This window comes from Verrucomicrobiia bacterium (assembly GCA_019634635.1).
In the GTDB taxonomy this organism is placed as follows: Bacteria; Verrucomicrobiota; Verrucomicrobiia; order Limisphaerales; family UBA9464; genus UBA9464.
This window is the reverse complement of record JAHCBB010000011.1, coordinates 59,989-80,408: the sequence shown is the minus strand read 5'-3', so window position 1 is coordinate 80,408 and position 20,420 is coordinate 59,989. Positions and strand designations below refer to the sequence as shown.

The 20,420-nt window shown below is 60.1% G+C and carries 16 protein-coding genes; 15 read left to right on the top strand and 1 reads right to left on the bottom strand.

What is annotated here, in order from left to right; all coding sequences use genetic code 11:
• Positions 1-85: 85 nt before the first annotated feature.
• The 14 genes from KF791_09830 to KF791_09765 all read left to right on the top strand — a co-directional run bounded on the left by KF791_09830 (position 86) and on the right by KF791_09765 (position 19,086).
• A complete protein-coding gene (locus KF791_09830) occupies positions 86-535 on the top strand; it encodes a hypothetical protein (protein ID MBX3732881.1) in 450 nt (149 codons plus the stop codon).
• A gap of 767 nt (positions 536-1,302) precedes the next feature.
• On the top strand, positions 1,303-3,864 hold the full coding sequence (locus tag KF791_09825) for a heavy metal translocating P-type ATPase (GenBank protein MBX3732880.1): 2,562 nt from the start codon (positions 1,303-1,305) through the stop codon (positions 3,862-3,864).
• Entirely contained in the window at positions 3,861-5,282 is a 1,422-nt protein-coding gene (locus tag KF791_09820; protein MBX3732879.1) for a PAS domain S-box protein, read from the top strand. Before KF791_09825 ends, KF791_09820 begins: the two co-directional genes overlap by 4 nt.
• Positions 5,282-5,977, top strand: a complete 696-nt coding sequence (locus KF791_09815; GenBank protein MBX3732878.1) for a response regulator transcription factor — start codon at positions 5,282-5,284, stop codon at positions 5,975-5,977. Before KF791_09820 ends, KF791_09815 begins: the two co-directional genes overlap by 1 nt.
• Before the next feature lie 556 nt (positions 5,978-6,533).
• Entirely contained in the window at positions 6,534-6,890 is a 357-nt protein-coding gene (locus KF791_09810) for a response regulator transcription factor (GenBank protein MBX3732877.1), read from the top strand.
• Between the two features lie 193 nt (positions 6,891-7,083).
• Complete coding sequence (locus KF791_09805; GenBank protein ID MBX3732876.1) at positions 7,084-7,827, top strand: Crp/Fnr family transcriptional regulator; 744 nt, start codon at positions 7,084-7,086, stop codon at positions 7,825-7,827.
• A gap of 75 nt (positions 7,828-7,902) precedes the next feature.
• The gene (locus KF791_09800; GenBank protein ID MBX3732875.1) at positions 7,903-8,373 is read left to right on the top strand and encodes a hypothetical protein; all 471 of its coding nucleotides are present in this window, start codon (positions 7,903-7,905) and stop codon (positions 8,371-8,373) included.
• Between the two features lie 186 nt (positions 8,374-8,559).
• Positions 8,560-8,967 carry a hypothetical protein gene (locus KF791_09795; protein MBX3732874.1) on the top strand — a complete coding sequence of 136 codons (408 nt, stop codon included), beginning with the start codon at positions 8,560-8,562 and terminating at the stop codon, positions 8,965-8,967.
• A gap of 100 nt (positions 8,968-9,067) precedes the next feature.
• Complete coding sequence (locus KF791_09790) at positions 9,068-9,403, top strand: isoamylase early set domain-containing protein (protein MBX3732873.1); 336 nt, start codon at positions 9,068-9,070, stop codon at positions 9,401-9,403.
• Positions 9,400-9,744: a hypothetical protein gene (locus tag KF791_09785; GenBank protein ID MBX3732872.1), complete on the top strand. Its 345-nt coding sequence runs from the start codon at positions 9,400-9,402 to the stop codon at positions 9,742-9,744. The genes KF791_09790 and KF791_09785 overlap by 4 nt, the downstream gene beginning before the upstream one ends.
• Positions 9,745-9,752: 8 nt before the next feature.
• Positions 9,753-11,144 carry a TolC family protein gene (locus tag KF791_09780; GenBank protein ID MBX3732871.1) on the top strand — a complete coding sequence of 464 codons (1,392 nt, stop codon included), beginning with the start codon at positions 9,753-9,755 and terminating at the stop codon, positions 11,142-11,144.
• Positions 11,141-12,634 (top strand): efflux RND transporter periplasmic adaptor subunit, encoded by a 1,494-nt coding sequence (locus KF791_09775; GenBank protein ID MBX3732870.1) that lies wholly within the window; start codon positions 11,141-11,143, stop codon positions 12,632-12,634. The genes KF791_09780 and KF791_09775 overlap by 4 nt, the downstream gene beginning before the upstream one ends.
• Before the next feature lie 3 nt (positions 12,635-12,637).
• Positions 12,638-16,324, top strand: coding sequence for an efflux RND transporter permease subunit (locus KF791_09770; protein MBX3732869.1), 3,687 nt, complete (start codon positions 12,638-12,640; stop codon positions 16,322-16,324).
• Complete coding sequence (locus KF791_09765) at positions 16,321-19,086, top strand: cation-translocating P-type ATPase (protein ID MBX3732868.1); 2,766 nt, start codon at positions 16,321-16,323, stop codon at positions 19,084-19,086. Before KF791_09770 ends, KF791_09765 begins: the two co-directional genes overlap by 4 nt.
• A gap of 285 nt (positions 19,087-19,371) precedes the next feature.
• Here KF791_09765 and KF791_09760 read toward each other — a convergent pair whose 3' ends face one another.
• A complete protein-coding gene (locus tag KF791_09760) occupies positions 19,372-19,542 on the bottom strand; it encodes a hypothetical protein (protein MBX3732867.1) in 171 nt (56 codons plus the stop codon).
• Positions 19,543-19,652: 110 nt separating this feature from the next.
• Here KF791_09760 and KF791_09755 point away from each other — a divergent pair, with 110 nt between their 5' ends.
• The gene (locus tag KF791_09755; GenBank protein MBX3732866.1) at positions 19,653-20,420 is read left to right on the top strand and encodes a TIGR00730 family Rossman fold protein; all 768 of its coding nucleotides are present in this window, start codon (positions 19,653-19,655) and stop codon (positions 20,418-20,420) included.

The following is a 20,420-nucleotide window of genomic DNA, read 5'->3' as shown; positions in this document are numbered from 1 at the left end:
GATTCTGTACGGAGCGGCGTAGTTAGCTCCACCTGTCCAGACCGCCAGTCGGCGGCCGACGGGGCATTTCGAGTAAAGGCCGATCATGCGTTTGCGCCAGACATCCTTGAGTCCGTTGCTCCGCTCCCTCGCGGCGCTCGCGCTCATGGCCTTCGTCGTGGCGCAGAGCATGTGCTTTGTGCATTGTCATTTTGGCGGTGGACACCGAGACGAGGCGCAACCCTCGTGCCACGGCTCGCCAAAACGCGCGGCTTCGCACGATGGCGACGATAGTTCACCGCCGTCCGCTCCGTCGCCCACCGCGGCCTGTTCGACGTTGAAGACGATGATGCTTGGAAGCGACGCACCCACGCTTCCCGCTTTTCAGATTCACACGCTTTATCTGCTTCCCTCCGTCGTGCTCGCTCTGGAAGCGGGCGAGACCCAGGCGCAAGCTGCTTTCGCCCGTCAAGCTCACTCCCGCGAATGGACTTTCACGCCCGAAGTGTGCCTTGGCCCGGCGTTCCGCAGCCTCGCTCCTCCCTTCCTCGGTTAAGTTGATTTCAGTTCGCGTTCACTAGCGCGGTTGAGTCAACTCCCTCTTTCCCGTTCCGTGCCCTGTCGTCGCGGAATTCCCGTGTCTATTGCTTGAGACCCTGAACCCGATTTTGGATTGAAATGAAATCGAACTGGATGCCGCAGGACCTGATAGCACTCACGCTCGCCGCCACGGTTCTTGGCGTGAGGGATGCGGCGAGGCCGACCCAGGAATCCAAACGCGCCAATGTACCTGCCCGCCTCTCTGATGCTGTGTAGGCCAAGACAGGCAACTGTCCCAAATGCGACATGAAGTTGGTGGTAAAGAAAATGACCGACAGAAACCAAAGGCTCCTTTTGCCGTCGTGTTGACGGCGAATCATCACAGGCAAAGCAGAAACTATGAACACACTTACAATATCACTCGCCCTCACCGCCACTCTCGGCTTTATCGGCTGCTCTAGGAGCAGCCACGACGATTCCAGTCACCCGCACGACGCGTCCGCAGCTAGGCCATATCCGCTGACCAAATGTCTCGTCACCGATGAGGGCTTCAATCATGGCAAACCCTACACGTTCGTCCACGAAGGGCAGACGATTAAGCTATGCTGCGAAGACTGCCTCGCCGACTTCAAAAGAGATCCGACGAAGTATTTGTCGAAGTTGACCTCCCAGTAATCCCTTTATGCGAAGCAATCGCGCACCTAAGTCAAGAGCCAGAGCGTTGCCCCTGGCCAGTCTCGCCGTCGCTCAGGGCCAACGCGGCGGTGAGCAGCGAAGATCCTTATGAAGACCGACCCGATCTGCGGAATGACGGTGAATGAAGCGACCGCTCTGAGCGTCGGGCGCGATGGCGAGACGTTTTACTTTTGCAGCGAGCATTGCCGGAGGAAGTTTCTGGCCCAATCACCGTCGAACGAGAGCAGCGGTGGCTCTTGCTGCGCAGGCCAGGCAAATGCGCAAGCCGGCGCAGGCGATCGCTCCGGTGATAAAGACCAGAACGAGGATCATTTTCACGCGGAGGAACAATCCTGCTATGATGGAAAGGCGAATCAAAGCACGCACTCCTACGACCACTCTCATCACCAGCACCACGGCGAGTCGGTGACGCCTTCCGTCGCCGCGAAGTATTTCTGCCCGATGTGCCCGGGCATCGAGAGCGACAAGCCGGGCAATTGTCCCAAGTGCGGTATGGCGCTGGAAATGAACCCGGCGTGGAAGCCGTCGGCCAAGACGATCTACACCTGCCCGATGCACCCGAAGATCGAGCAGGACCATCCAGGCACTTGCCCGAAGTGCGGCATGGCGTTGGAGGCGAAAACCATCACCCCGGAAGTCGTGGAGGATGATTCCGAACTGCGCGACATGACGCGGCGCTTCTGGATCGGCACGGCACTGACGCTGCCCGTGTTCATCGTGGCGATGGCGCATCTCGTTCCCGCCTGGAGTCACGCCGAATGGGTGAGCGGCAACGCGTCGCGTTGGGGACAATTCCTTCTGAGCACGCCGGTAGTGTTATGGGCGGGCTGGCCGTTCTTCGTGCGGGGCTGGCGTTCGCTCGTCAATCGCAGCCTGAACATGTTCACCCTGATCGCGCTGGGCGTCGGCGCGGCGTTCGCTTTCAGCACCGTGGCAATGGTGTTTCCACAGGCGTTCCCGCCGGCGGCCGGCCACACGGGCAAGCCCGCCATCTACTTCGAGGCCGCTGCGGTTATCACCGTGCTCGTGTTGCTCGGCCAGGTGCTCGAACTCCGCGCCCGTCAGCGCACCAGTGGTGCCATCAAAGCATTGCTTGGTCTCGCGCCCAAGACCGCGCGCCGCGTGACGCCCTCCGGAGACGAGGACGTTCCACTCAATGCTGTGCATCCCGGCGACCTCCTGCGTGTCCGACCCGGTGAAAAGATTCCCGTGGACGGCGAAGTGGTCGAAGGCCGCACTTCGGTGGATGAATCCATGCTCACCGGCGAGTCGCTGCCCGTGGAAAAGCTCACGGGTGCAAAAGTCTCCGGTGGAACGGTGAACACCACCGGCGGCATCGTCATGCAGGCCGAGCGTGTTGGAAGTGAGACGATGCTTGCGCAAATCGTAAATCTCGTCGCCCAGGCCCAGCGTAGCCGCGCGCCGATTCAAGCGCTGGCAGACAAGGTCGCGGCGTGTTTCGTGCCGGCGGTGCTGGCGATTGCTGCGCTCACCTTCGTCGGCTGGCTTTTCTTCGGACCAGAGCCGCGCCTTGCTTTCGCCATCACCAACGCCGTTGCCGTGCTCATCATCGCGTGCCCGTGTGCGCTCGGTCTGGCCACGCCCATGAGCGTGATGGTTGGCGTCGGACGCGGCGCGCAAATGGGCGTGCTCATTCGCAATGCCGAAGCCATCGAGAATCTCGCTAAACTCGACGCCCTCGCCGTGGACAAGACCGGCACGCTCACGGAGGGGAAACCGAAGCTCGCCCGGGTGTTGCCGGTCGGCGGCTTCGACGAGAAGGATCTGCTTCGCCTCGCGGCTTCACTGGAACAAGGCAGCGAACATCCTCTGGCGCACGCCGTCATCCTGGCTGCCCAAGAGCAGCAGCTTCCGCTGGAAGCCGCTAAGGATTTTCAGTCCACCACCGCAGGCGGCGTGGCGGGCACTGTCGCTGCGCGCAGGGTGTTGATTGGCAAACCTGACTTCCTCCGCGAGGACGGAGTGGCCGACATCGCAGCACTCGAAACGCTCGCCGCTCCGCACCAAGCCGAAGGCGCGACCGCCATCTTTGTGTCCATCGACGGCCGCGCCGCTGGTGTCCTGACCGTGGCTGACCCCGTGAAGTCCACCACGCCCCAGGCACTCGCGGAACTGCGTGAACTCGGCATCAACGTCATCATGCTTACCGGCGATAATCAGCGCACAGCCGAAGCCGTTGCGCGCAAACTCGGCATCGCCGACTTCCAAGCCGGAGCCACGCCCCACGATAAACACGAGAAAGTAAAGTCACTCAAAGCAGCGGGGCGCTCCGTCGGCATGGCGGGTGACGGCATCAACGACGCTCCGGCGCTCGCCGCCTCCGACGTGGGCATCGCGATGGGCACGGGCACGGACATCGCGATGGAAAGTGCCGGGCTGACGCTCGTGAAAGGTGACCTGCGCGGCATTGTGCGGGCAATTCGGCTGGGGCGCGCGATGATGCGCAACATCCGGCAGAACCTGTTCTTCGCGTTCGTCTATAACGCGCTCGGCATCCCTGTCGCGGCGGGCGTGCTGTATCCATTCTTCGGCGCGCTCCTCAGCCCCATCATCGCCGGCGCGGCCATGAGCCTCAGTTCCGTGTCCGTCATCGCCAACGCGCTGCGTCTACGCAACATAAAGTTATGAAGCAGCCCGCGTACAACACTCCCGAAGCGGAACTCGCCGAGTTGAAGGCGGCACTCGACGAGCACGCCATCGTCGCCATCACGGACGCGCGCGGACAAATCACATACGTCAACGACAAATTCTGCGCCATTTCCAAATACCCGCGCGCCGAGCTGCTCGGCCAAGACCATCGCATTATCAATTCCGGCCATCACCTAAAGCCATTCATGCGGGAATTGTGGACGACAATTCAGCGCGGGTCGGTGTGGCGCGGTGAGATCAAGAACAAGGCGAAGGATGGCAGCTTCTATTGGGTGGACACGACCATCGTTCCCTTTCTCGACGCCAACGGGAAGCCCCGGCAATATATCGCCATTCGCGCTGACATCACGGAGCGCAAGCGGGTAGAGGAGGCGTTGCACGAAAACGAGCAGCGGATGCGGGCCATCGTCGAAACCGCCGTCGAAGGCATCATCACCATTGATGAGTGCGGCCTTGTGGAATCCATGAACCCCGCGGCGTGCCGCATGTTTGGCTACGGGTCGGACGAAGTCGTCGGTCGCAACGTCAGCCTGCTCATGCCGTCGCCCCACCGCGAGCAGCACGACGACTACCTAACCAACTATCTCCGCACTGGCCAGACGCGCATCATCGGCAGTGGACGTGAACTGGAGGGACGGCGCAAAGACGGCACGGTGTTTCCGATGGAACTGTCCGTGAGCGAAGTCCGGCTCGGCGACAGCCGGTTGTTCACGGGCCTCATTCGCGACATCACCGAGCGCCGTGAACTAGAGCAGGCCGTGGCGACCGCGAGTGAGCACGAACGCACTCGCATCGCGCGCGAATTGCATGACGGCCTCGGCCAGCAAATCGGCGGGCTGCTTTTCTTGATGAACGGGCTGCACCGCGATTTGCAGTCAGCGAATGTTCCCCAGGCCGAAACCGTCGGCCAGCTTTGCGACGAACTCAGCACGGCGCTCACCCAAGCGCGGAGGCTCGCCCACGATCTTTACGCCGTGTCGCCGGCGCCCGAGGGTTTGGTGGAGGCGTTGGAAAATCTGGCGGAACGGGTGAACGCGGATCGTCGTGTCGAATGTGGATTCGCTGGCGAAAAGAACGTGCGTGTGCAGAACCCGGCGGCGGCCAGCCACCTTTACCGCATCGCACAGGAGGCGACGCACAACGCGCTAAAGCACAGCGATGGCACGAGGATTGACGTTGCCTTGCGACGCTTACCGACCGCGCTGGAACTGAGCGTGCGCGACAACGGTGTGGGGTTACCGGCACAACCCGCTCCGCGTGGACTCGGTCTTCGCACGATGGAACAACGCGCGCGATTGATCGGGGGACAGTTGAGAGTCCGCGCACGTCCCGAGGGCGGCGCCGAGGTGCTGTGCTGTGTGCCGATCTCCGTACTACAACGAGTCAACGCCGGATAATGCCACGCAAGCACCACAAACCCCAGCCGGTGAAGCAGACGACAATTCTGCTGGTGGACGACCATCCGCTCATGCGGCGCGGCCAGGCTGACCTTCTGAATCGCGAGCCAGATTTCGTGGTGTGTGGCGAGGTAGGCACGGCGCGCGAGGCGATGGAGGCGATTGCCAAGTTGAAACCGGCCTTGGTGCTCGTGGACATGGGCCTCCCCGACAAGGACGGCTTAGAACTCATCAAGGACATCCAGGCGCTTCATCCCGGCCTGCCCGTGCTCGCCATGTCCATGCAGGACGAATCGCTCTATGCAGCGCGCGTACTGAGAGCGGGCGGGCGCGGCTACGTGATGAAGCAGGAGGGACCGGAACGGCTTGCCGCCGCCATCCGCGCCGTGTTGGGCGGCCAGGTGGCGCTCAGTCCGCGCATGTCGGCGAAGATTCTGGACTCGCTCGTTGGTGGAACGGGCAAGTCCGATGCCGATCCGGAGGCCAAGCTGACCGACCGGGAATTTGAAGTGATGCGACTGTTCGGCGAAGGTTGGAGCACCGACGAGATCGCCAACCGCCTCCATCTCAGCCCGAAGACCGTGGACGTGCATCGCGGCCACATCAAAGAAAAACTCGGCTTCAAGACCACACCGGAGTTCACCCGCTTCGCGATCCGCTGGGTCGCCTCCCATGAAAAGTCACCCTCTTCGTGAACGTCTCGATGGTGGTGAAAGCCGCCGCTGGTAAGCTGCAGGACCAGGACGAGTAACAGAGCAAGGATAGTGGAATGGACTCCGATGATGTGTCCCCATCGTCATCAGCGAATTACAACTACCGGCTTGCGGATAAAAACAGCGGCATCGCGCCGACGAAAGAGCAAGCCGGCCTGCGAACGCTTTCTCAAACCATACGGAATCCACCCGGATTGAATACTGATAGCAACGCGGCAGCAAAAGCCACCAGCAGACCACCCGAACGGTTGGTGATTCCAATGAAAATTCGAGACACCAGGGATTGGCAGGTGGGCTCGCACAGCCATAAGCATTTTCCTTATCCGGCGCGACTTCCGAGCCCTATGCGCGAACGGCTTCCCCGCCGATACCTTCCGCCTTCGCGAACGCAATAATGGGCACGTGCGAACGAGAGCACTGTTCCAACAAACCTCAACCAATCCGGTTGGCGGACACGAAAGGCGCAACCTGACTCGTACGGCGAACCGGATGCAAGAGTATGAAAAGTAGAGTTTTCTTAATCGAGGATCATCCACTGATGCGCCGTAGCCTCGTGGAAGCCATCGAGCGTGAAGCGGACCTCACGGTGTGCGGGCATGCGGAGGACGCGCAGGCTGCACTGGCAGCAGTGGTCTCCGCGCGGCCCGACATCGTGCTGACGGACATTCAACTGAAATCTTCCAGCGGGCTGGACTTCATCAAGGCCATCCATGAGCAAAATCCGGCGCTTCCCGTCGTCGCCACCACGATGTTCGACGTGCAACGTACCGAACGGCTGGCTCGCGCGGCGGGCGCGGCGGCGTTCGTCGCCAAGCAGGAGGGGCCGGATAGACTGGTCGCCACCCTCCATGCTGCGCTCAAAGCGCGGAACGGTCGGAACTCCACCGGAATATGATCTGGATCATACACACAACGCCTCTTCCGGTAGAAGCTATTGCGTCCGTTCGCGGTAGTCAGCCGATGCCAAGGCATGAAGAGAGATTCCACACGCCGAGTGGCCCGCCGCTGCGGGCACGAGCCAGCGAAATTCAGCCGCGGCGATGGAGGCATGCCTCGATGTCCCCGGAAGTGATTGCACGCGTACGACTATGACGACGAAAAAGAACATCAACCGCAAAAGCCGGATACCAGACGCTCTGGAGGAGAGGTTGCGTCAGCATCCCGTGCTGTCCCAGTTCCGACAGATCAACTGGAAGCATCTGGTCGCCCATAGCGGCCTGCGGGAAATTCTCCCGGCGGCAGCCATCTGCCGGGAAGGTCAGCCTGCCCAGCACGGATGGCTCATCGTCAAAGGGGAAGTCAAGCTGGTGCGACACACCACGAAGGGCCAAGTGCTGCTGGTGGATATTCTGTTGCCGGGGGAACTTTTCGGAGTCGTGTTTTACCGCGACCAACCCGTTCAACCCGCCACGGCCGTCGCGGTTAAGGCGACTCGATTGTTGGCATTTCCGCTTTCAATTCTGCTGGATGAACTCGACGGCAATCCGACATTGCAAACGGCTCTGCTCCAAGACACATGCCTCAAGCTGTGCCAGTCCGTGGCCATGCGCGGGCTGGCGTTGGAAGAACTGCCGGTGCGCGTGGCCACGATTCTCTGCCGGCTCCACGAGAAGTTTGGCCGGATCATTCCGGAAACTCGCGCCACTCTCGCGGAACTCGCCGGCACAACGACGGAATCAGCCATTCGGGCAACTCGTGAGCTTGAGGAGCAAGGAGTACTCCGTCTCGGACGCGGAGTCATTGAAGTGCTTTCATTACATCAACTACATGCCAGGTCGGCACTCGTAGTCTCACACGTTCACTCCGGAGTCATGACGCACGGCCAGGAATAACAGCAACCCATTCAATTTCGGGCCAGCGAACCAGTTGGCTCGAGGCAGGCACAACAACAAACAATAGGAAAAATAATGAAAACAGTTAAACACAGCCTCATCGGGACCGGGATTGCGATGGCGTTCGCCCTCGCGGCGTGGCTGCCCGGAAACAACCTCAATGCGGCAGAAAATATGAAGCCGATGAAGGGAGCGGAACATCTGCTGATGCTTCACAAGATCGAAACCAAGGCGGAAGCCGACGCCCTCAAGCCGGATGCCACGTTCGCGATGGTCTGCGCCAAGTGCAAGACCGTGTATGTCACGCGCGTCAAGCAGGGCGTGAAGGGCGCCCAAATCCTCATGGAAAGGGGCCAGCCCAAAGAGCTGATCGGCACTCATGCTTGCGCAGGCTGCAACTCGACCATCGAAGTGACCGGCCACGGCAAGGCCAAGGAAACCGTCCTGAAGCACAGTTGCAATGCGTGCGGCGACGACTCGGCCTTTTGCTGCGCGACCAAGCCTGGTAGTCTTCCAACGAAGGGAATGGACAAGGAGAAAAAGTAAGGTGTGCCTTGTACCGAAGCGGTGGGTGAAGTCTTCACCGCCGCTTCGGTTTTCTTCCCACCCGCCAGCAAATAACAAAGTCGGGCGAGGTTTCGAGAACAAATGCTCAAGCGAAGGATACGGGTTCAGGTATAGCAAGGGATGAACGCGAGACGTTCGTGAACAACAAACCAAAAGGGACAAACTATGAGAACCAATCGCATCAACACACTAGCCCACTTGTGGGGGACAACTATCGCCTTGGCTTTCTTTGCTGCCATTGCCGGCATGGCAAATGCGCTGGGGAATGGCGCTACCCGACTGCTCTGGTCGAGCGGAACTTTGGTCGAGCCAAACTCCACGCGGTTCGACTATAAGCCGATGTCGTACGCGAGATGCATGGATCAAGTGTTGGAAGTCAAAGACAACTTACCCACCAAAGGTGCGGATGGGCAGACGTTGTTCGCCGGTGGCGTTCCTACCAAACGGATTTCCACGGATGAATGCAAACGATGCGGGGACACGTGGGTCGTTTCCAGCCACGGCAAAGCCAAGACCAGTACAGCCGTCCACACCCTCGTCAGTTGTGGCCCGGAGCGCTTGGCCTGCCGCTGAACCAGCATGAGCGGAATGATCGCAACAAAGGGGATGGAGAAAAAGTTCGAGGTCGCCCCCGTCGAGTAATCAGCCCGCAACCTTCAGGAGAAACATCGCAATGAAAACCAAAGCCAATGCCGCCGCGAAAGGAGCCGCTGGTCGCACCGGCCGTGTCTGCTTCGCGCTGACGCACCCGACCGCACAGGAAGTTTGCATCGCCGGCTCATTCAACGACTGGCACCCAACCGTCACGCCGATGATTCGGTTGAAGGACGGACAGTGGGCCAAAGAACTCGCGCTGCCTCCTGGTCGCTACGAATACCGATTTGTCGTGGACGGCCATTGGGTGGACGACCCGGCGGCCAGCGAACTCATCTCGAATCCATTCGGTACCGCGAACGCGGTGGTCGAGGTTCGTCTTCACACCACCAATCGGAAGAGGACCGAAGTATGAAATCCCGACTCGACCTCATCGCCCTGGCAGTCGGCGCACTGCTCACCGCGAGTCCGAAAGCTCGTGCGTTTCCCCCTACTGCTCACCTGGAAATCGGCGTGGTCACGGGGATCAATTGCGCCACCCGTTCTATCTCGATCCAGCCGAAGCCCGGAGCCGCTGCGAAAAGCTTTATATGGAACGACAGCACACGGTTTTCGCACCGAGGCGGGTGCGCCCATGGCGGAATTGAACAGGGACAAACCGTTCGTGTGTATTATCGGCGAGAATACGGCCAGAACGTCCTGCGAGAGGTAAGTGCCAAGAGCGCCCCCGCTGAATGCCACGCGGTGCGCAAGTGAGACTGCCAGTGAAATCATCCCTACATCGCGTCACCGGCTCGGTGATGCTGACTGCCACCGCCATAGCGGGCTTGGTGTTAACGCCGGGTTGTGTAGGGGTGCGAACCGAAGGTGAGAAGCGGGCACAGCAGACCCAAACAACTGTCGAACAAAGCTATCGTCCCGCTGATGGACGATCCCCGCTACCCAGGCTCGGCACGAATACGCCGCTACATGATTTTCTGCTCTTTGCAATCCTCAACCAGCCGCAGGTCGAGGCCGCTTACTTCGATTGGGCCTCGTCCGTGCGGCGCATCACGGTCGAACGTTCGCTGCCTGACCCTCGTCTGACTTTTCAGAGCGACATTGCGGACATGGTGATGACACTGATGCCTGGGTTGATGATGGATTTCCCTGGCCCAGGCAAATTGAAGTGGACGGCGAACGTGGCCACCGCGGAAAGCGAGGCAAGATACTTTGTTTTTGAGAATGCGATACTACAGACCGCCTTCGAGCTGAAGAAGTCCTACTACCAGCTCCACTTCCTCGACGCAAAAGTGAGCGTGAATCGGGACACGCTCCAGCTCGTTGAACAAATCGAGAGACTAGCGCGCGCGCAGAATGAAGTCGGCAAGGTCACTTTGCAGGATGTCTTGCGGGCGCAAATCGAGCTGGAACGGATCACGACCGAGATCACTAACCTCGAAGACTCCCGGAATCCGCTGTTAGCGCAGTTCAAGGCCGCGCTGGGTCTGAAAGCTGCGGACACCGCACCTCCAGTGCCGCAGAAGTTCGAGTCCACATCGCTAGATCTGACTTCCGACCAATTGTTCGCAACAGCTCTCGCCCGTAATCCACGTTTGAAAGCAATGGAAGCCGAAGTGCGTCGCGCCGACGCCTCGATTCGGCTGGCTTACAAGGCCCGCGTGCCCGACTTCAGTGTCGGTGTCGAGGCGGATGTCAAGGCATCCCCAATCTTCGTGACGCCTCAACTCGGCGTCACCCTTCCCATCTGGCGCGACAAAATCGCCACGCAGATTGCCGAGGCGCAAGCTGGAAAACGTGCCAGCGAAGCCCGGTTGTCCGCTGAACAGATCGCACTGGCGGTCGAGTTTGCCGAGAAGTCGTTCATGTTTCGTGAAGCAACTCGCAATCTTGAACTACTCACTGAACGGCTCCTGCTGAAGGCCCGGCAGTCGCTGGAAGTCGCTCAGTCGGGCTACGTCTCCGGCAAAGTGGATTTTCTCAACCTGCTCGATGCCGAGCGGACGCTTTTGGGGTTCCAGTTGTCCGAAGTTGAAACGCGCGTCCAACGCGAACTGGCGCTGGCCGAACTGTCGCTGCTCATTCTCGGCGTGCCACCGGCCGGTGCGCCAGTATTACCGCCCGGCGCAATTCCCGGAAAGGAACGGAAACCATGAAACGCATTTTCACCAAGAGAAACCTTCTCATCGCACTTGCGGCAGTTGTTGTCGCTAGTGGTGCCGTCCTGCTCTTGAACAAGTCTTCTGACGAAGGCCCCGACAGCATGGCTGAGGCAACCGGACAAATCTGGACCTGCTCGATGCACCCGCAGGTGCGCGTGGCGAAACCGGGCAAGTGTCCCATTTGCTCGATGCCGTTGATCTCCGCGAATCCGGTGGCACAGCCCGCGACAACCAACGCGACTCTGGCGGCTTCGGAGTCGATGCTGGAGCTGTCCGAGCACGCCCGTGCAATGGCGAGTGTTGAGACCGCGCCCGTTGAGCGCCGCAAGATGAGCCGAGAGATTCGTGTGGTCGGCAAGGTGCAATACAATGAGGCGGCGCTTGCGAACATCACCACTCGGGTCGAGGGCTACGTGGAGCGGTTGTTCGTGGATTATACCGGCATCGAAGTGAAGGCCGGCGATCATTTGGTGGAGATTTACAGCCCCGATCTGCTCGTGGCCCAACAGGAATTGCTCGTCGCGTTGGACAGCAAGGGTAACGCAAGCCTCGTCGAGTCGGCCAAGCGCAAACTGTTGCTCTGGGGTCTCACCCAGGAACAGGTGGACGACCTCGTGCTGAAAAAGAAGGTTAGCGACCGCATCACGCTCTTCTCGCCGATTCACGGGACAGTCACGGAAAAGATGGTCGTGCAGAAGGCAATGGTGAAGCCAGGTGAGATGCTCTATCGGCTCGCCAATCTCGAATCCGTCTGGGTCTATCTCGACATCTACGAATCCGAGCTGCCGTGGATTCAATACGGGCAGATGGTCGAAACCAAATCCGAGGCCATCCCAGGCCAGAGCTTTTCCGGCCGCGTCTGGTTTATCAGCCCGGTGCTCAACGAGGAGACGCGCACTGTGAAAGTGCTGCTCAACATCAACAACACCGGGCGCACGCTGAAGCCAGGCATGTATGTCAGCGCGGTGATTCGCGCCGAGCTAGTGGCGGACGGCAAACCCGCACCCACCGGGGTTGAAGGTCAATGGAGTTGTCCCATGCACCCGCTCGTGGTGCTGCCGCAGGGCGGCGAGTGCCCGGTTTGCAGGATGCAGCTCGTCCAGATTCCCGGCGTGCCCGCGAGTGCGAGGCTGGAAGGCGACCAACTGCTTTCCGTGCCCGTGTCCGCCGTGCTCGACAGCGGTGTGCGCAAGCTCGTGTATGTCGAGAAACCCAAGGGCCAGTTTTCTCCGGTTGAGATTGTGACCGGCCCGCGCACTGATGACTCCTATCCTGTCCTGAGCGGTTTGAGCGAGGGCGACATGGTAGCGGTGCGCGGGAGCTTTCTGCTCGACAGCCAATCCCAAATTCGCGGTCTGCCCAGCCTGTTCTACAAGGAGGGTCAGGCCGCCGTCGCCGGGCATCAACACGGCGGGGCCTCTCCCCCGCCGGCTCGCTCCGCGAGCGGCGCCAAGCCACAAGGCCACGACCAACACAAGCCGTGAGCCATGATTGACGCCGTCATACACTGGTGCCTCAAGCACGCCTTTCTCGTCATTCTTGGAGTGGGGGCGATTGCCGCTGGCGGCTACTATGCGCTAACGCAAACACCGGTCGATGCCCTTCCGGACATTGGCGAGAAGCAGGTCATCGTTTACGCAGACTGGCCGGGGCGCTCACCGCAGGATGTCGATAATCAGGTCACTTATCCGTTGACGACGAGCCTCACCGGCACGCCGGGCGTGAAGACCATTCGCAGCATGTCCGGCTTCGGCTTCGCGATGGTCTTCGTCATTTTCAAGGATAACGTCGATTACTATTGGGCGCGCTCCCGCGTCATCGAGCGGATGAATGTCGCGCAGCAGCGTTTGCCCACGGGCGTGGTGCCGGTCATCGGCCCCGACGCGACGGCGTTGGGACAGGTCTTTTGGTATACCGTCGAAGCGGAGGGCTTCGATCTCGCCGAACTGCGTTCTATTCAAGACTGGTATCTCCGCTACCAACTTAACTCCGTCGATGGCGTCTCGGAGGTCGCAAGCATCGGCGGCTTCGTGAAGCAGTATCAAATCGACGTTCACCCCGACAAACTCCGCGCCCATCGCGTCACCTTGATGGATGTTTACGAGGCGGTGCGGAAGTCGAACATCGACGTGGGTGGCAAGGTGCTGGAGAGAAATGGCGTTGAGTTCTTCATTCGCGGAGTCGGGTTCATCAAGTCGGTCGAGGATTTGGAAAAGGTCGTCATCCGGCAGGAGAAGGGCACGCCCATCCAGGTCAAGCACGTCGCGACCGTGAGCCTCGGCCCGGAATTCCGTCGCGGCTCGCTGGACAAAGCTGGCGTCGAAGCCGTGGGTGGTGTGGTGCTGATGCGTTACGGCGAAAACCCGCTCGATGTCGTCGAGCGGGTGAAGGAGAAAATCAAGCAACTGGAGCCGGGCCTGCCGCAGAAGACACTTGCTAATGGCCGCGTCTCGAAAGTCAAAATCGTTTCCTTCTACGACCGCACGGACATCGTGAAGGAGACCATCGACACGCTGAAGGAGGCGTTGCTCGAAGAAGCCCTCATGGCCAGCGCTGTCATCCTCATCTTCCTGCTGCATTTCCGCAGCACGATCTCGGTCATCGTCACGCTGCCACTCTCGGTTGGGATTTGCTTCATCCTCATGTATGTCTTCGGCGTTGATTCCAACATCATGTCGCTGGCGGGTCTCGCCATCGCCATTGGCGACGTGGGCGACATGGGAATCATCATGACGGAGAACATCTACCGTCACATCGCCACGGGTGACAAAGAGAAGAGTCATTTCCAGAAAGTCTTCGACGGCGCTTCCGAAGTCGGCGGAGCCATCGTCACTGCCGTGTCGAACACGCTGGTCTCCTTCATTCCGGTATTCTTCCTCACTGATCAGGAAGGCAAACTCTTCCGCCCGCTTGCGTTCACGAAGACCTTCGCCATTGGCGGCTCAGTGGTCCTCGCTCTTACAGTGGTGCCGCTTCTGTGTTACTTCCTGTTCCGCCCGGTGAAATGGTCGAAGCGCACGGTGTGGATTATCGCCGGTACGCTTGGCCTGGTTTCGGTCTTCGCCGCTCATGCCACGTTCATGTGGGCGATGGCCGGGAGCCATTACAGCGGCTGGCCGATGTCGGTGGTCGTCGGCGTGATCGTCGCGTTGGCCTTCGTGCGCATGACGCGTGAGCGGTTTCTGCCGCTGGAGGAGAACCCGGTGTCCCGTGGCGTCGCGAGGGTTTACACGCCGACGCTGCGCTGGATTCTGGCGCACAAGAAAACCTTTCTCATCGCGCCCGTGACGATTCTCTTCACCGGCTTGACCATCTGGCTTGGTATTGGGAAGACCCTCGCGCCCGTGGGTTGGGCCATCAATCTCTTCGCCCGCCAGGAAGCCTCGCCTGAGCTGAAGCAGGCGATGTATCTGAAGGAAACCAATGCGGTGACACGCCCGCTGGTGGAGTTAGACCAGTTGCGCTGGCAGAAGGTAAAGCGGCCGGACGGTTCGGTTCATCGGCGGTTCCTCTGGCGACGCCAGGACCCCAAGACTCGTGACGCCGGAAGCGCATCGGGCCTCGCCGTGTTGAAGGAGCGTCGCATCCTGCCGGGTATTGGGCGCGAGTTCATACCGCCGCTCGACGAAGGGTCATTCCTCTACATGCCCTCCCTTCTGCCTCAAGCCGGACTCGGCCCCGCCGTCGAAGTCAACGCGAAGCAGGACATGGCCATCGCGAGCGTGCCCGAAGTGGAGTCCGTTGTTGGTAAGCTGGGCCGCGCCGAGTCCGCGCTCGACCCAGCTCCCATTGGCATGATGGAAAGCATCATCATACTGAAGCCGGAGTCCGAGTGGCGGCACATTCCAGTGAAGCGCGTGTTCTCCGAGTGGCCGGCTTGGCTGAAGAAACCGCTCACCTGGCTCTGGCCCGAACATCGGGCTATCACGAAGGGCGAAATCCTCACCGAGCTTCAGGAGAAGACAGCCATTCCCGGCGTGCTGCCGACATTCCTGCAACCGATCCAGACGCGACTGGTCATGCTGCAAACCGGCTTCCGCGCCATGATGGGCGTGAAAATTTACGGGAGCGACCTGAAGGAAATCGAGCGCATCGGTCTGGAGATTGAACAACTGCTCAAACATGTCCCCGGCGCAACAGACATTGTGGCCGACCGCATTGTGGGCAAGCCGTATCTCCAATTTGAAATCGACCGCGACCGAATCGCTCGATACGGCGTCAACATCCGCGACGTGCAGGATGTCATCGAAATCGCCATCGGCGGCATGAACATCATGGAGTCAGTCGAGGGCCGCGAGCGCTACCCGATTCGTGTCCGCTATCTGCGCGAGTTCCGTGAAGACATCCCTGAGTTGGAGAAGATCCTGGTGCCGAGCAGTAGCGGCGCGCAAATCCCCCTCGCGCAAGTCCTCACCATCAAGAGCGTCCTCGGCCCGCAGGAAATCAAAGGCGAACGCGGCCTGCTCGTCGGCTACGTGACGATGAACACGCGCGACCGCGACGAAGTGAGCGTGGTCGAAGACGCCGAGAAGGTACTCCAGGGCGCCGTGCGTGATGGCCGGCTCAAGCTGCCTGCCGGCTATTACTGGGAATGGAGTGGCCAGTTCGAGAACCAGGTCCGCGCCACGAAGCGCATGAGCATTCTCATTCCAGTCTGCCTCTTCATCATGTTTGTGATGCTTTACCTTGGCTTCGAGCGTTGGTGGATCGCGCCCATCATTTACTTCGGCATCCTGGTTTCTGCCTCTGGTGGTTTCATCATGCTCGCACTCTGGGGTGCCAACCTCTCCATCGCCGTGTGGGTCGGGTTTCTCGTCCTGTTCGGCGTCGTGGACGACGACGGTGTGGTCATCTCGACGTATCTCGAACAGGTTTTCGACAAGGCGACTTTTGGTTCGGTGCAAGACATCCGCGACGCGGTGCTGCAAGCGGGCTTGAAGCGAATCCGCCCCTGCCTGATGACGCTCTCGACCACCATTTTCGGTCTCATGCCCATCTTCTGGGCCACCGGACGCGGTTCCGATGTGATGCAGCCGATGGCCATCCCGTCCGTCGGCGGCATGGTCGTCAGCCTGTTCATCACCATTTTCATCGCCCCGTGTTTGTTCTGCGCTGTCGAGGAGTGGAAATGGAAACGGGCGCGACGTATCCCTGCGACAAGTGTCGTCGTATGATCACGGCGCCCGCCACAGCCTCAGAACCAAAGGGCAAAGCCTGGCACAGCCAGTCTGCCGAGGAAGTCCTGGCGTATTTTGGCTCCACAGCGACCGGACTTCCCGCTCAGGAAGCCGCCCAACGCCTCGCGGCCAACGGGTCGAACGAGCTGAAAGAAGGCAAGCGCATCAGTTCGTGGCAGATTTTCCTCAGCCAGTTCAAGAGCCTTATCATCTGGATTCTCATCGCAGCCGGCGTTATCTCCGGCGTGCTGGGCGAAACGGTGGACGCCATTGCCATTCTCGCCATCGTCATCCTCAACGCCGTCATCGGCTTCTACCAGGAGTTCAACGCGGAAAAGTCCATCGCCGCGTTGAAGAAGTTGACCGCGCCACAAGCGAAGGTGCGGCGAGATGGCAGAGTCAGTTCCATTCCCGCATCTGGAATCGTCGCAGGCGACATCATCGAACTGGAAGCGGGCGACCTCGTGGCCGCTGACGCCCGTCTGCTCGAAGCCTCTTCTCTCAAGTGCATCGAGTCCACGTTGACGGGTGAGTCGGATGCGGTGGCGAAGCAGCCGCTAACTTTGGACAAGGGTGAAATCCCGCTCGGTGACCGCGAGAACATGGTCTTCATGGGAACCAGCGTCGCCACCGGGCAAGGAAGTGCCGTCGTCGTGGCCACGGCGATGAACACCGAGATTGGCCGCATCGCTGGACTGATTGAAGAGGCGGGTGTGGAGGCGAGCACGCCGCTTCAGCAGAAGCTGGATTCCTTTGGACGCATCCTTGTTTGGGCTTCGCTTGGCATTGTCGCCTTGTTGTTTGTGCTGGGGCTGCTTCGCGGGATGAAGTTTTTCGAGCTGTTCATGACCTCGGTGAGCCTCGCGGTCGCCGCAGTCCCGGAAGGATTGCCCGCCGTCGTCACCGTCTCCCTCGCGCTCGGTGTAATGCGCATGTCACGGCGTCGCGCGCTCGTGCGGAAACTACCCGCAGTCGAAACCCTCGGCTCAACCACAGTGATATGCACCGACAAGACCGGCACGCTGACCGTAGGCGAGATGACCGTACGCGCACTATATGTCGCAGGCCAAACCTACGAAGTCACCGGCGAAGGTTACGAGCCAAATGGCGAAGTGCGCTTTGAAGGAAAGGCGTCGGACGCGCGGCACGCCGGACCGCTGCTCGAACTGGCGACCGTTCTGGTCGGTTGCAACAACGCTCATCTTGTCCTCGAAGAGGGCACCTGGCGCGTCATTGGCGACCCAACGGAAGGTGCCTTGCTCGCCAGCGGCCACAAAGCTGGAGGTAACAAGGAGCGTATCGAAAAGGAATTCCCAAAGCATCACGAAATCCCGTTTGACTCCGACCGCAAGCGCCGCACGGTGATTCGCCGGATGCCCGACGGCCGGTTGCGCGCCTTCATCAACGGCGCCCCCGACTTGCTGCTATCGCGTTGCACGAAGATCTACAACGGCACGGATGTTCGCACGCTGACTGAAGCCGACCGGCACCGCGTTTCGTCGCAGAACACCGCAATGGCACAACAAGCCCTGCGAGTGCTCGGCTCCGCTTATCACGACTTGGACGAGAGTTCACCCGCCCGTCTCACTCCCGAAGAGGTCGAGCGCGACCTCGTGTTCGTCGGCCTAGCTGGCATGTATGACCCGCCACGCGCCGAGGCAAAGGAAGCCGTGGCGAAATGCCGCGCCGCGGGAATTCGCGTGGTGATGATTACCGGCGACCACCCGCACACCGCGACGGCGATAGCGCGAGAACTCGGTATCGCGTCGGGCGACGACGTGGCGATCTCGGGCGTCGAGTTGGACAAGATGTCGGACGGCGAATTACGCCAACAATCGCCCAAAGTTGATGTTTACGCGCGCGTCACCGCGGAACACAAACTCCGCATCGTCCGGGCGTGGAAGGCGAACGACGCAGTGGTAGCAATGACTGGCGACGGCGTGAACGACGCGCCCGCCATCAAGGGCGCCGACATCGGCATTGCGATGGGCCGCAGCGGCACTGAGGTCACGAAGCAGGCGTCGGACATGATTGTCACCGACGACAACTTTGCTTCCATCGTCGCCGCCGTCGAGGAAGGTCGCGGCATTTACGACAACATCCGCAAGACACTTCAGTACCTCCTCGCCGGCAACTGTGGTGAATTGCTCTTGATGACTGTATGTGTCGTTGTCGGCTTGCCCGTGCCGCTGCTGCCAATTCACCTACTTTGGATCAACCTCGTCACCGATGGGCTGCCCGCGTTATGCCTTGCCACCGACCCCATCGACCCCGACGTGATGAAGCGCCAACCGCGACGCCGGTCTGAGCGCATCACCGACCACGGTTTCCTCGGCACCATGTTCCTCACCGGATTCCTCACAGCGGGTGTATCGTTCGCCGTTTACCTCTACGGCTTGAAGACTGAGACCGAAGAACTCGCCCGCACCCACGCCTTTGCGGTGTTGGTGTTCGCCGAACTGCTCCGCTCCTTTGGCTGCCGCAGCGAGACGAAACCTGTCTGGCGCATTCCACTTCTTTCCAACATTAACCTCCTACTCATCGTGAGCCTTTCATTTGGCCTGCAAGTCTGGAGCCATCACAACGAGACGTTGGGCCGCTTTCTGAAGACATCGGCAATGGACATCTCCGACTGTCTCATGCTGCTCCTAGTCTCAGCGATTCCGTTGGCGGTGCTGGAAGCCGTGAAATGCGTGCGAAACCTGAGGAAAGATGGGATTTCGACCGACGAGGAATTTCAAGGAGCCCCAATCACATGAACAATCGACAAGAGAGAATGGGCCGATTGCGAAGAACCAGCATCCCACTTACTCAGTTCTGGTTTTTGGCTTGGCGCTCATGCTGATGGTGGCTGTGCTTCATCCGGCCCACAGGTCACACATGAACAAGTGTTCATTCGGCTCCCCAATGTCGCCAACACGGGGAGCCAGACGAGCATCAGAAAGGCGACGCAGTTGCGATGGTCTGCACCAATTGCAAGACGGTGCTCAACGCCAACCTCTAAAGGCTCTGCAGTCGTTCGTCACGCCATTTGAACGCCGGCATTACTGTCCAGGCTGCAAATCCACCATCAGGAAAACCAGCACTGGATTCAGCTTGAAGGAAGGGGTGCGGCACACCTGCAACGCCCGTGGCAGCGAGTCGGTCTTCTGCTGTGCCACTTGCCGGGACGCCGGTGTTACGGTGGGCATGGAGAAGAAATAGGAGTCGGCCAAGTGGATTATTTATGGGTTACAAACTAGTCAATACCCCGTCCGCCCTGCGAGAATCGGAACTGGCTCCCGCAATTCGGCCAGGCTGCGCATGCACCGGGGCGGATCACTGGATGCTGGAAGGACCGCGCTCGCGCACGAGTGAGTTTGTCCAGTTGTTGCGTGTGATGCGTGATTTCCTTCGCGGATTTCGTGCCCTGCATTTTGTTGGGCCGTGCGTTACGGTGTTTGGGTCCGCGCGGACGCGCGAGTCCGACCAGCATTACGAACTCGCCAGGCAAATGGGCGCGGCCCTCGTTCGGATCGGCTTCACGGTGATGACGGGCGGCGGGCCTGGCATCATGGAAGCGGCCAATCGCGGAGCAAAGGACGCGGGCGGTCGTTCGGTCGGGTGCAATATCGAACTCCCGTTCGAGCAGCAGTCCAATGCCTACCTCGACCGTTGTGTGACGATGCACTACTTCTTCGTCCGCAAGACGCTGCTCGTGAAATACAGCTTCGCCTTCGTTGTTTTCCCCGGAGGGGCAGGCACGGTGGACGAACTGTTCGAGGCGCTCACTCTCATCCAAACCGGCAAGATTGAGAACTTCCCCATCGTTGTCATGGGCACCGACTATTGGCGCGAACTGCTTGGGTTTCTTCAGAAAACGGCCCGCGCCGGAGCAATCAGTCCCGGAGATCTGGGGTTGGTTTACGCAACTGACTCCGTGAGTGACGCCATAGCGCACATTCGGGAGAAGGCCATCAAACCGTTCGGCTTGAAATACTCGGTCCGTCCCCATCTGCCCCTGCTTGGCGAATGTGGCCTCTGCGGAACGGAGCAGTGTGGTTGCAGCGAGTCACCACGGGTGCCGGACAACCTCCAATCCACGTCGCCATGA

Excerpts from the sequence above, each read along its gene's own strand:
- KF791_09770 (MBX3732869.1), top strand. The coding sequence starts at position 12,638 with ATGATTGACGCCGTCATACACTGGTGCCTCAAGCACGCCTTTCTCGTC.
- KF791_09820 (MBX3732879.1), top strand. The coding sequence starts at position 3,861 with ATGAAGCAGCCCGCGTACAACACTCCCGAAGCGGAACTCGCCGAGTTG.
- KF791_09825 (MBX3732880.1), top strand. The coding sequence starts at position 1,303 with ATGAAGACCGACCCGATCTGCGGAATGACGGTGAATGAAGCGACCGCT.
- KF791_09775 (MBX3732870.1), top strand. The coding sequence starts at position 11,141 with ATGAAACGCATTTTCACCAAGAGAAACCTTCTCATCGCACTTGCGGCA.
- KF791_09795 (MBX3732874.1), top strand. The coding sequence starts at position 8,560 with ATGAGAACCAATCGCATCAACACACTAGCCCACTTGTGGGGGACAACT.
- KF791_09815 (MBX3732878.1), top strand. The coding sequence starts at position 5,282 with ATGCCACGCAAGCACCACAAACCCCAGCCGGTGAAGCAGACGACAATT.
- KF791_09790 (MBX3732873.1), top strand. The coding sequence starts at position 9,068 with ATGAAAACCAAAGCCAATGCCGCCGCGAAAGGAGCCGCTGGTCGCACC.
- KF791_09830 (MBX3732881.1), top strand. The coding sequence starts at position 86 with ATGCGTTTGCGCCAGACATCCTTGAGTCCGTTGCTCCGCTCCCTCGCG.
- KF791_09810 (MBX3732877.1), top strand. The coding sequence starts at position 6,534 with ATGCGCCGTAGCCTCGTGGAAGCCATCGAGCGTGAAGCGGACCTCACG.
- KF791_09800 (MBX3732875.1), top strand. The coding sequence starts at position 7,903 with ATGAAAACAGTTAAACACAGCCTCATCGGGACCGGGATTGCGATGGCG.
- KF791_09805 (MBX3732876.1), top strand. The coding sequence starts at position 7,084 with ATGACGACGAAAAAGAACATCAACCGCAAAAGCCGGATACCAGACGCT.
- KF791_09785 (MBX3732872.1), top strand. The coding sequence starts at position 9,400 with ATGAAATCCCGACTCGACCTCATCGCCCTGGCAGTCGGCGCACTGCTC.
- KF791_09755 (MBX3732866.1), top strand. The coding sequence starts at position 19,653 with ATGCTGGAAGGACCGCGCTCGCGCACGAGTGAGTTTGTCCAGTTGTTG.
- KF791_09765 (MBX3732868.1), top strand. The coding sequence starts at position 16,321 with ATGATCACGGCGCCCGCCACAGCCTCAGAACCAAAGGGCAAAGCCTGG.